Below are 12,072 nucleotides of genomic sequence, written 5' to 3' on the forward strand. Positions count from 1 at the left end.
CGACTACTCTGAGTGATCAATGTCGCACAGGCGATTTCAAATCCCGGGTCATTTCTCCAAGGATGTCTGCTATGGCCAAGGCTAAATCGGCCAAATCGTATCACGATTCCGACCCTTCCGAGTCCGATGAACAGAAGATGCTCGGAAATGCTTTGGGCCAGATTGAGAAAGCGTTTGGCAAGGGCTCCATCATGAAGCTCTCTGACAACGCGTCGATGACCGTTTCTGGAATTGGAACCGGTTCGTTATCTCTCGATCTCGCCTTGGGGGGAATGGGATTCCCTCGCGGTCGCATAATTGAAGTCTACGGACCGGAATCGAGCGGCAAGACGACGCTCGCACTGCACGCCGTGGCGAATGCCCAGAAAGAAGGTGGTGTTGCGGCGTTTATCGATGCCGAACACGCCCTCGATCCCGCCTGGGCCAAGCGACTGGGTGTCAATCTGGAAGAACTGCTGGTGAGCCAGCCCTCTTCCGGGGAAGAGGCACTTCAAATTGCTGAAATGCTGATCAAGTCCAATGCGGTGGACATCATCGTCGTCGACTCGGTCGCCGCTCTGGTTCCTCGCGCAGAATTAGAGGGAGAGATCGGTGACTCGCACGTCGGTCTGCAGGCACGCATGATGAGTCAGGCGATGCGGAAGTTGACCGGCTGTATCTCTAAAGCCAAGACGACAGTCATCTTCATCAACCAGATTCGCGAGAAAATCGGCGTCATGTTCGGTTCACCGGAAACGACACCGGGGGGCCGCGCACTGAAGTTCTACAGCTCGTGCCGAGTTGATGTTCGCAAGCTGGCAGTGCTGAAGGATGGCGACAACATGATCGGCATCCGCATGAAGGTCAAAATCGTCAAGAATAAGGTGGCTCCTCCATTCCGCGTGGCCGAGTTCGACATGCTGGGGACCCGGGGAATCAGCCTGGAAGGTGATGTCCTCGATATGGCGGCGGTGTATAATGTCGTCGACCGTAGTGGAAGCTGGTATGTCTACGGTGCCACGAAGCTCGGTCAGGGACGTGACAAGGCAAGGACTTACCTGGAAGAGCATCCTGAAGTCACGGCAGAACTGCGGGAAAAAGTCATGGCCGCGTTTTACGCCAGTGGCCAGAAGCTGGCAGGAGCGGGCGAGGACTGATCGAGATCGAACATGAGACGGCGACGGGCTCTTCCTCCTGCTTCTTGAGGCGTTCAACTCCAATGTCAGACCAGGACTTGATTGCAACACCGAACAGAATCAATCCCCGCTTCGCAAACGGTGGGGAAGGAAGACTCGTCGTCGCTCGGCCCGGCCAAACGCTGGATATGTTCAACCTGCACAGCCAGGACAACGAGACTGGCTGGCGAGATCTGCGGAGTGCACGATGGCCACTGTCGTCTCGGATGGACATTCCGTCCCCATGCCTCTTCTCCAGTGAGCGAAGCGGATGATGATGCGTCAGGAAATCAACGTTTCGAACAGCCATCGTTCCCGCTTGCGGTCTGGTCTTGCCGTGATCGTCTGCGTCGTGATTTCCTCGACGTCCCTTCTCGCCCAGGACCCCGCAGTCGCGTTGGAAGATTCGATCATCAAGGTGGTCGAACAATGGGAACGTTCGGTCGTCAGCATCGCCCGATTCAAGCCCGCTCCGTTTGAAGCGGCGGCGGAAGACCAGAGGATCTTTCCACTGCCGCGCGTTCAGCGGGAATTGCGTGACGTTGACGTGCGACCAAATGACTTTGGTGCGGGCTGTATCGTGAGTCCCACGGAATCTGACGAGCGACTGGTCCTGACGAACTTTCACGTTGTCCGGGGTGGCCCGGTGTACCCCAATGTCAAAGCGGCGGACAAAACGGAATTGCTGGTCAATTTTGCAGACCGTCGGTCGTGTCGCGCGGCAATTATTGCCGCAGATCCTCGCAGTGACCTGGCCGTTCTGCGACTTGACTGGGAAGGGGCGAATATCAATCCCGAGGATTTTAAAAGCCTGAACTGGGAGTTGGCTCCCCCGCCCCGTAAAGGTCAGTTCGTCATTCTGCTCGGTAATCCCTATGCCATCGCTCGCGATGGTTCGCCGAGCGTCAGTTGGGGAATGGTCAGCAATCTGACACGGCAACCGATTTCGTTTGGTCGTCAGCAATTGTTTGACATGGAAGAACGAGCCAAAGTTTCGATGCTTTATCGTCTCGGTGCGGTCATGCAACTTGATGCTCGCATGAATCTGGGGCTGAGTGGTGGGCCGGTCTTGAACTTGAAGGGCGACCTGATCGGCATCAGCACCTCCCTCGCGGCCATTGAAGGCTATGAACAATCTGTCGGATTTGCTTTGCCGCTGGATGAGCACATCCGTCGAATCGTTCGCACACTGCTTGACGGGCAGGCCGTTGAATACGGCATGATCGGGATTGTCCCCGGCGAAATTAACGGCAACGAGTTTCAACGGCTGAATACGGACATGCCGCAACAGTCTGCCGCGATCGTGGTCGAGTGTGCTCATAGCTCGCCTGCCGAACTCGCCGGAATCAGTGTTAATGACGTTATCCTCGCCGTGAACGGGCAACCAGTCCTGTCCCGGACGGACCTCTTTCGGCTGGTCGGACTCTATGCACCGGGAACCGAGATCGATGTCTCGATCTGGCGTGAGGGGACCCGCCCCAATCGGTTCGACGTGAAGGTCAAGCTCGGCAAGTGGCCAGTCCTGGATGACGAGGGAATCATTGAAACCAATCCCCGGCATGAACCGTGGCGCGGAATCACAGTTGATTATCCGACCGGGATCGATCGTCTCCGTGACCCCATGGTCGACATGCGACGGGTGCTGGTGACCAGGGTTGACCCGGACTCTCCGGGAGACACCGCGCGCCTGCAAGTCGGGAATTTCATTACCCACGTAAACAAGACACCGGTCCACACGCCGGCCGAATTTCACGCGGCCGTGAGAAACCTTTCGGGACCCGTCACCATTCGACTGGATGGAGATCCCCGTTCTATCGTTCCAGAAATCCGAAAGGGACGGATCGTCATCGTTCAGGATTCGCCGCCCGGCAAATAAGTCCCGCAATCCCGATCAGCGTCCGTCTTACAAGCAGCCCGTTGGTGTCACGAAGGGAATCGCCAGTGATATTCCCGCTTGTGGTGCTCACCTGGCAGGCGACTGTTGTTTCTTTATCGATTGAGCTGACGAACAGGGAGTGCCGCTCGGGTTCGGCCTATCTCTGAGGAGTCAGGTTGGGAGCAGCGTTCAAACGGTTTACAAGAAGCTTTGCAAATCCCGGCCATACCGTTGCGACGAACAGTGACGTCGAAAGCAGCGTCGGTGAGCGTAAAAACCAGGCAAACCGCTGGCACAGATTCTGTCGATGTGCGATCAGCGTTTGATACTCCTGCTCCCATCCCTGGCCGACCTGCGGTGACCAATCCGTCCGAGCGACCGCCTGCTGAATCCAGGGCATGACCTGTTGTGCCGTTAACAATCCCCATGCCATACCCTCACCCGTGAACGGTTCAACGTAGCCTGCAGCATCCCCAATGAGGAAGACGCGATCGCTGGCAACGGGTCTGGTGGTACGCGTCAATTGCAAGGTTCCCTGCCATTCTGCTGCCATGAGGCTCGCGGGGACCGGCATCTTTGATTGTTCCAATATCGCCCTGATCGCCGTGGCAGGTGACCTCTGTTGACGCAGGAAATCACGATCGAGGGCTGCTGCGATATTCAGTCGTCCTCCTTCGACACGGACCAGCCCGGCGTATCCTCCTGCCCCTGCTCCCATCCAGATTGTCCCGTTAGCGAAATGACCTTCTGGTTCGTCGATCAGGCAGCCTACTCCAACTCGGGACGACGCGACAACCTCAGTCTTCCATTCACTCGATTCCGTGGGACCGACTGATTCCAGACCCGAAGCCACAATGACACACCGTCCCCTGACACTGATTTCAGTCCCCTCCTGCTGAATCGTGACCTCGCGGCAATCGCCTACTAAAGGGCCCAGCTTTGCAAGCTTTTCGGGCAGGAACCAAACCCCCGCAGAAATCGCCTCCTTCACCAGCGCGTCGTCCAGAGCCTCACGGGAAACCGCGATTCCGCCCGGCAGCGGAACATGAAGTACCTGTCTGCCGACGTGGAACGAGAAGTCATTGATGTCCGTTCCCCCAAGGCCCTGGACTACCTTGGTGAGACCAAGTTGACGGAGCACACCCAGTGCCAAATTATTGAGGCAGGCACCACATACCTTACGCCGCGGGAAACGACGTTTGTCGATCAGCAGAACTTGCATTCCCAGGCGGGCCGCCTGCAGTGCTGCCACGGATCCGGCCACTCCCGCACCGATGACCACGACATCCCAGAGCTTCTGCTGTATGTCTCTCGCCGTGAATGGCTCCAGCGGCTTCAAGGCTTTTTCCATTCGAGCTGCATGCGGGCGGGCCAGCTGCGACTGATTGTGGCACCGTGCAGTCCCGCGCGCTGAGCCATGTCCTGCAGTTCATTTGCAGTAAACGCCCCTTCAACCGAATCAGGACCATCAGAATGAACAATCGGTGAGAACGTCACCAGCCACACGGCATAGCGCGCCATCAGATATCCGTAATAGCCACGGACCAGATCGTGCACGATAACACCTCGTTTCGTCGCTGTAGCCATGGTCCTTAAGAGACGAACGGCATCTTCATTGGTGAGATGATGGAGGAACAAAGATGTGCCGATGACGTCATAGTCCGTTGGCCATGCCCCTTGGTTCACGTCGAATGGAAAGAAGTGGCAATTCACTCCTGCCGTTCTGGCTCTTTCCTGAGCCAGCCCGATCGCTGTCGGACTGATGTCGCAGCCATCGACAGTCACCCGCAGGTTTTCGCGACGAGCACAAAGTGCGAGCCGTACGGCGAGATCGCCTCCTCCGCAGGCAACATCAAGGACCCTCAGTTCCCGTGTTGGATCCTCAGCAGCCATTCGGCGGATGACAGGCCAGAACGAGCGATGGACGGAAGTCATCGCATTGATACGCCCCAGAGCCAGTAGCGCCGTTCGATGAAAATCAGCATCCAGGCCCGGCTGGTCCATCCATTCGGGCTGGAGCCGGCGTTCACTCAAATCGAGACCGAGTCGAGACAGCAGGATTTTCATGGCGAGAGTATATCATCGATCTTTGTCTCGCGTCCCTGAACCGAGTCTGGAAAAGAAACACATTCCATAAACTTTGTTGCGAGAGTCGCTGTTAGTAACGTCGTTTGTAAGGGGGCTTTCATCCTGAACTGTGATGGGTAGCAGCGTCGTTCTTGCACGGACCCTGTTCCGACTCATCGCGCAGTCGCCGCTGTCGCGGGAGCTTTGGCGGTGACTTCGAGCACGACTGTTGTCTCTGACTTCACCAGCCATTTGCCCTCCTGATACGCGGTTGCTCGAAACAAGAGATCCTGCGGTCCGATCAGACCCGGATCGTCGGTCACCCATACGGACAGTGATGTACTGCTTTCGCCTTGTCGAAGTGTGATGCTGTCCGCAGAGACCAGGCCCTGTTGGAATTCTTGCGGAACCAGTTCGATTCGAATCGGCTCGCGAAATTCGGGGAGGCAGGAGACCGTCAATGGAATCGAGAGTTGCCCACCGATCGGGACGGAATACTCTGCCGGTTTGGATCCCAACTTCAGAATGGCCCCTTCGGGCAGAATCCCAAGCCGCAGTTCCATGCGTTGAAGTAGCGTTCGAATGTTTCCCTGTGGGTCGGGAACGCGGATTGCGCCGTTGAGAATCATGCGACTCGTTTTCGTCGTCTCCATCCACTCCGGGACGAAAATCGGATATTCCACACGCGTGACTGAACTGGGGACGATCATTTCGTCGCTCGCCAGACCTTGTCGATGACGCTGTTGTTTCGCCGTCATTTCCAGAGTGATTTCCCCATCGAACCCCTCTGTGCGCTGGATGTTCAGGGGGAAGAGATGCGTGCTGCCACGGCGAACCTTGCTGACATCGTCGAGCCCTTCCGGTGTGATCTTAATGCGCGGCTTCATGGTGATGGCCATCACCATCGGCTTGCTGCTGGTCAAAGGCTTGGCATTGCGTCCCGCTGCTCGTGCTGTGATGCGAGCCAGACTTGCCGAGACAGCGACGTCCGGGGCACAAACAAGATCAATCACGAGCTCATTCTGCATTTCCGGGATGACGAGGTTCGACGCGGTCGTGACGCCGCTGGGAAACCCTTCGATCTGCAGCGGAACGGGCCCTTGAAAACTTCCCCGGCGAGTCACTGCGACGGGGAGCTTGACCGTCGTTCCCAGGGGAATACTGAGCGACTCGGGGAGTCTCAGTGAGAAACCTTCCTCCGGTCGCTCGAAGCTGATGCGGTACGCAGCGGCTTGATGACCACTATGCGAAGAGCGATCCGAGATGTCGATTCGGTACACTCCGTCTGCCGGTGCTGTGAAGAGAAGTTCCGGATCGGTTGATCCGGGAACATCATCAATGCCCGCGAGCTCCGTACCATCAGGACTGATGATCGTCAGATCCAGATCGAGTGCCGGACCGCTGGTCTGCGATCTGGCGTTGATCTGCCAGACCTCCCCCTGCTTCATGGTGACCGCGTACCGGTCGGTCTGGAATGGTTTGTCCAGTCTTCCGGTCACGGCTGCGGGTAGCTCGGTAATGGTCTGCCCGCCGACATGCTCGGGGTAATCCGAGAGGAAAAACTGGTAAGGGCGCGAAGGTCCCTGTGGAGTCTCAAGCACATACTCGAAGGTGCTGTTCGCTTCGTCTGCTGGAAAAGTAATTTCCCGGGTCACGGTTTCCATCGCATCTGCGCCTGTCTCGATTCCCCGGCCAACAAACTCGACCATCCGTCGTTCGCCTCGTTTTCCCCCTGCAGGATAAGCTGCCATTACTCGGGGACCGGGGTGGATCAGCAGACGGTAGACGTATGAACGGTCCCCGGCGAAATCGAGGTCGTGCAGACTGATCCGATATCCCCTGCCCGCTTCAACCCGAAAGCTTGTTGTGAGGTCGTTCCCTTCAGAGGCCGTGCAGTCGGCGACTTTCTGGTCCTGCTCATGATGGACCTGAAGCACACCGTGAAGAGACATTGGGTTCGTTGGTGAGGTGAGTGCATGAGCGAGTAATTCCACCGTCACCATCCCGTTGTGCCGTGGACGAATCGTGTAGTGGTCGATCTCTTCGATACGCCGGATCTGTCCCGAGACAATGACCGGCAGATCGGGAAGTTCCTGCGCAGTGGTACGGCGAAGGTCTTCGATCACTTCCGGCGTTCGGGTCAGGTGAAGAACTCCAGTCGGAGAGACCCCGTTTGCATTGGCCACCTGCCATCGTACGAATCCCGGTTCGACATCGGCGGGAATGGTCAGCCGAGCACGAAATTCTCTGGGAAGTGGCCAGGCGTAGCCACGCGCTTTCGCCCCGAACCAGTAAGGTGGCTCGGTGATCAGGACCGGTGACGGGGGCCCAAACAGTTCAATCTGCACGCGCGAGTCATGCACGAAAAGCTGCATGTCCGGAGTCCAGTCGTAACCTCCCAGCACCACCTCGACCGTGGAGCCGACCTGACCACCCGCAGGGTGAACGTAACCAATTTCCGGCGCGAGCTGCGCAACGGCTGCAGCACCGAAGGGGCCTAACCCGGTGGTAAGCGTCAGTGCGATCCAGCGGAGGGTGTTCATGACAGGCTCGAAAAGGGAGTCGGCAACAGGCAGCGACGGACAAGGAAAGGAAGCGGAATCGTCGCCGGTGTGGGATCAGGCGATCAGACCGGGAATGACGTTTCCCCCGTTCACGATAGGAACCGGACGCCCCAGCGGATCGGGATATTCTTTGGTGGAGTCGATCCCCAGTAGCGTGTGAATTGTACGGAGCACATCTGCGACGCTGACGGGATCCGAGAGCGGAGCCGCTGCTTGTGCGTCGGTCGCTCCGATGATCTGACCGGGTTTCACTCCCCCACCCGCGAAGATAATCGATTGGGCCATCGACCAGTGGTCACGGCCCGCCTGAGCGTTGACGCGTGGTGTTCGTCCCATTTCTCCCATCATCACGACCAAGGTGCTGTCGAGCAGTCCTCTCTCTTCCAGATCATTGATGAGCGCGGCGAACGCACGATCGGCCGGTGGAATCAGGTCGTTGGCGAGACTGGGGAAGCAGTTAAAATGCACATCCCAGCCCGGTGCATCCAATCCGACAAAGCGGCAGCCTGCTTCGACCATTCGACGTGCCAGCAGCGCACACTGGCCAATCTGCGTCATTCCATAGTTTTCACGGACGGAGGCGGGTTCGGCTTGAATTTGAAACGCCCTCCGCGCCTCGGGGGAATTCATCAGCGTGTTCGCCTTGGCGTAGTAGGTGGACATGGCAGCGGCTCGACCGATGCGCTGCCGACCTTGTTCCAGCCCTGACAATAACCGCTGTCGCAGGGCGACGCGGCTGTCGGAAAGTCCTTCGACGCGACCCAGATCCTTCACTTCAAAATCGGGCTCACTCGGGTCGGCTTCGATCACGAACGGTGAAAATTCCGCACCCAGGAATCCCGATCCCCCGGCAGACATCGGGTGAGGCAGATTGACGTACGCTGGGACCTTGCCATTCGACCCCAGTTCCTTACTGACGTAAGATCCCAATGAGGGAAATACGGTATTGGTGGGAATCGGATGCTCACCGTCGGGGAACGTCGGCTTGTGTCCCGTCATCAGGTAGTAATACCCGGTGCTGTGCCCGTTATCGGTATGGGAATGACTGCGGACGACGGTGAACTTGTCTGTGATCTCTGCCGATTTCCGGCAGTGCTCGGAAAAGAAGACACCCGGGGTCTTTGTCGCAATCGTCTGGAACGCGCCTCGAATTTCCGCAGGAGCTTCGGGCTTGGGATCCCACATATCCTGTTGAGGCGGGCCCCCTTCCAGAAAGATGAAGATGCACGAGGTGGCTTTCGCCCGGGTGCGAATCGACGCCTCTAGACCTGGTACCGCGTCGTTGGCGCGTAACAGTTGCGGCAGGCTCAGTGCACCGAACAGACCGGTTGACCCAACGCGGAACATGTGTCGCCGCGAGATGCCATCACAACGACGGTTGGCATACGGTCCGTAGGGAATTTCAAACATGGATACTCCTTCATGGCCCGGATCATCGAAATCCCGAGGCCCTCGAACAGTTCAATGTATGTCTGGTCTCTATTCGTTATTGAAGAGGAATTCTTTGGTGTTCAGGATCGACCAGAAGATGTCTTCGACAACCGCGCGTCGATCCGCTTGTGCTGTCTCCAGTTCCGACAGCAGCAGGTCCTTTTCTGATTCCGAGGGGAAGCGGGTCAGCGTGCAGAGAAACAGTTCTTCGAGCAGTTCCGCATTGGCGAGCGAAGATTCGGCCAGTTGCCGGGCCCGGCCGTGTGGGTGGGTGATCTTTTCGTGAATTTCAGGTGAGTTCAAAAGATGCAATGCCTGTGAGATGCTCGGTTCATTACTCCGTTCACATTCGCAAACACTGGCCCTCACAGGTCGCCCGAAGATGCGGAAGAAGTACGACGGCATGCGATTGTCCCACACCTGGATCGCACGGTAACCCTCGGGCCAGCCATTGAACTTTTCGGGGACCAGCGTCACATGACAGACCGCATCGAGTAAGACCTCGGCTGGCATCGACTTGGTTAATGCGTGGGAGTAGTGCTGAAAATCGTCGCGATTCCCTTCCTTCGTGGCGGAAGCGAGTTGGTACGTTTGCGAGCTGAGAATGGTTTTCGTGAACGCCTTCAGGTCGTAACGCAGTTCCTTCAAGTGCGTCACCAGATGATCCATCAGGGGTTCATTGGTCGAAGGGTTCGTGGCTCGCAGATCGTCAATCGGCTCCACCAGACCTCGTCCCAGGTAGTGAGCCCAGAGGCGATTGACAATTGCCCGTGTAAAGAAGGGATTTTCCACGTCGGTCATCCAGGCCGCAAATGCCTGACGTCGGTCGGCAACGGCACGCAAGTCGGCGGGAGGTGCACCGAGTCCTCGTGTCGCCACCGGAAGTCCCGTGCGGGGGTGATTGTAGTCGGTCCCTTTTCGAGAAATGACCGACTCCGTTCCGTTGGGTAACTTCTTGAAAGCGACACCGGTGAAGAAGCCCACCAGACCGGCGTAATCGTCCTGACTCCATTTCTCACTCGGATGATGATGACACTGCGCACACTCGATCCGAACACCCAGGAACAACTGGCTGACCGATCGGGCCGTCGCTTCGGGAGTCTCGAGTGACTTAAAGAAGGCGGCGGGGCCCTCTTGCTGAATCGATCCTTGTGAGGTCAGAATCTGTCGGGCGAATTCGTCATAGGGCAGGTTCTCGGCGAAGCATTTTCGCAACCAGCGGGTCACCCCCACGGTTCCCTGCGGCGTGATCTTGATCTTGTCAGCTCGCAAAATGTCAGACCACTTCATCGCCCAGAATTCGGCGTATTCGGGACGCGTGAGAAGCGAGTCGATGATCCGAATTCGCTTCTCGGGATGGTTGTCTGACAGAAACGCACGAGCCTCAGCACTGGTCGGCAGCGTCCCGATCGTGTCGAGGAAAACCCGACGGAGAAACGTGGAGTCGTCTGCGGGGGAACTCGCCGGGATTCCCAGTCGGACCAGCTTGTCGCCAACGTGTCGATCGATGAAGTTGTTTTCCTGGGGCCGAATCGCTTCTGGATGCGGACGGGGAAGTGTCACGCGACAGACCGCCACCTGATCCAGATATCGGACCAGAATCGCCGCTTCCCCTGGGATCTCACGCGAGTGTATCAGTCCGCTGGAGGTCGTCTCGACCAGTGAAGCGGCATTCGAGATGAACTCCGCTGCCGTCGTGACGCACTGGCGTTTTCCTGCCGCGTCGATTGCCGTGACCTTGATCTGCTGAGAGGACTTGGGATCCATGATCAGTTCAGCCGGCTCGATCTCAATCCGGACGGTGGGGAGAATGGACGGCGAATCAAACGGGGCCCCTTCCCGAATCCAGCGCAGCATCAGGTTGTAGCCCGGACCGGACCGGTCAATTTTGGCTCCCCCGCCATGGGGCATGCGAGCGGTCCCCTTCTGCAGAATCAGACTCGTCTCCGGGCGGGCGAAATCCAATCGTCGGCCGCCGGACTCTTTCACCAATGCGTCGAAATCAGACTCATTATCAAACCCCAGCAGGCTCAGCTTGAAACCGTTCTGCCCTTCGGCTTTCCCATGGCATCCCCCCGAGTTACATCGCGCTTTGGTCAGCAGTGGTTGAATTTCAGAGGGGAACGAAACGGGCCGGGGATCGTTGAGTCCTGACACCGTCACCGGCACTGTCAACCGGTCTTCCCCCTGGGTGATGATGAGTTGCGTCGTTCCTTCCGCGCGGGGATGGACGAGTCCATCAGCGCGAATTTCAATGATTGCCGGGTCCGCTACACTGTACTGAAACTCGCGCGTCCGATCGAACTGCCGTGTGCCGACCCGTTCGGTGATGAGGATCTGCTCGGAGGACTCGGGCCGGTCAAGCACAATGGCGGGCGGGCTGATCGAGATCGTTCGCTCGGTCGCAACCAGATTCTGCGTGTGCTGACTGAAGAGGACGAGCATGCCCGCAGTGACGACGAACGAGGTGGACCATCGCATAGCACGCAACCTGAGGTTTGTTCAGTACGCATCAACATATCAGCAGGATTCTATGGCTGCGGCGTCGTTTTCCACAAGATTGCGTCGAGGCCGTAGTGCGGAATCCTGAATTGCTAACGGGAAAGATCAATGTTCGAGAACAGGTCGGACGCTTTGGCGTCGCGTTGGGTTTTTCTGCGACGCGTGCTGCTCAGTGCGAGTTTAGCGCTCGCGGTCACGGCGTTTTCGTTGCTGGTCGGTGCGATCGGTTACCACTACTTCGGTGAGCTGGACTGGGTCGACGCTTTGCTGAACGCGGCGATGATCCTGACGGGGATGGGACCCGTCGACCCGTTATCAACTGTCTCGGGAAAACTGTTCGCAACAGGTTATTGCCTGTTCAGCGGCATCATTTTTCTCACGCTGCTGGCGATTCTTCTCACCCCGGTTTACCACCGCTTCCTGCACTCGTTTCACCTGGCGGAGGACAATGACGACGGCAAACCTGAGTGATTGATTG

8 protein-coding genes are annotated in these 12,072 nt (G+C 57.6%); 3 read left to right on the forward strand and 5 right to left on the reverse strand.

Annotation, left to right across the window (positions count from 1 at the left end):
- Positions 1-71 precede the first annotated feature (71 nt).
- Entirely contained in the window at positions 72-1,136 is a 1,065-nt protein-coding gene (gene recA / locus ACGY09_RS21355) for a recombinase RecA (RefSeq protein ID WP_373652954.1), read from the forward strand.
- 289 nt (positions 1,137-1,425) lie between these two features.
- Positions 1,426-3,030: a trypsin-like peptidase domain-containing protein gene (locus tag ACGY09_RS21360; protein WP_397569357.1), complete on the forward strand. Its 1,605-nt coding sequence runs from the start codon at positions 1,426-1,428 to the stop codon at positions 3,028-3,030.
- Between the two features lie 157 nt (positions 3,031-3,187).
- Here ACGY09_RS21360 and ACGY09_RS21365 read toward each other — a convergent pair whose 3' ends face one another.
- From ACGY09_RS21365 to ACGY09_RS21385, 5 genes are all read right to left on the reverse strand, one after another.
- Entirely contained in the window at positions 3,188-4,381 is a 1,194-nt protein-coding gene (locus ACGY09_RS21365) for an FAD-dependent oxidoreductase (RefSeq protein WP_397569358.1), read from the reverse strand.
- Positions 4,366-5,097, reverse strand: coding sequence for a methyltransferase domain-containing protein (locus ACGY09_RS21370; RefSeq protein ID WP_397569359.1), 732 nt, complete (start codon positions 5,095-5,097; stop codon positions 4,366-4,368). The genes ACGY09_RS21365 and ACGY09_RS21370 overlap by 16 nt, the downstream gene beginning before the upstream one ends.
- 173 nt (positions 5,098-5,270) lie before the next feature.
- Positions 5,271-7,640, reverse strand: a complete 2,370-nt coding sequence (locus tag ACGY09_RS21375; protein WP_397569360.1) for a PPC domain-containing protein — start codon at positions 7,638-7,640, stop codon at positions 5,271-5,273.
- A 75-nt stretch (positions 7,641-7,715) separates the two neighbouring features.
- Entirely contained in the window at positions 7,716-9,071 is a 1,356-nt protein-coding gene (locus ACGY09_RS21380) for a DUF1501 domain-containing protein (protein ID WP_397569361.1), read from the reverse strand.
- 69 nt (positions 9,072-9,140) lie between these two features.
- Complete coding sequence (locus ACGY09_RS21385) at positions 9,141-11,573, reverse strand: DUF1549 and DUF1553 domain-containing protein (RefSeq protein WP_397569362.1); 2,433 nt, start codon at positions 11,571-11,573, stop codon at positions 9,141-9,143.
- A 129-nt stretch (positions 11,574-11,702) separates the two neighbouring features.
- Between ACGY09_RS21385 and ACGY09_RS21390 the strand changes: the two genes are divergently transcribed.
- Positions 11,703-12,065: a hypothetical protein gene (locus ACGY09_RS21390; RefSeq protein WP_397569363.1), complete on the forward strand. Its 363-nt coding sequence runs from the start codon at positions 11,703-11,705 to the stop codon at positions 12,063-12,065.
- The last annotated feature ends 7 nt before the right edge of the window (positions 12,066-12,072 follow it).

The organism is Schlesneria sphaerica, assembly GCF_044336245.1.
Taxonomy (GTDB): domain Bacteria; phylum Planctomycetota; class Planctomycetia; order Planctomycetales; family Planctomycetaceae; genus Schlesneria; species Schlesneria sphaerica.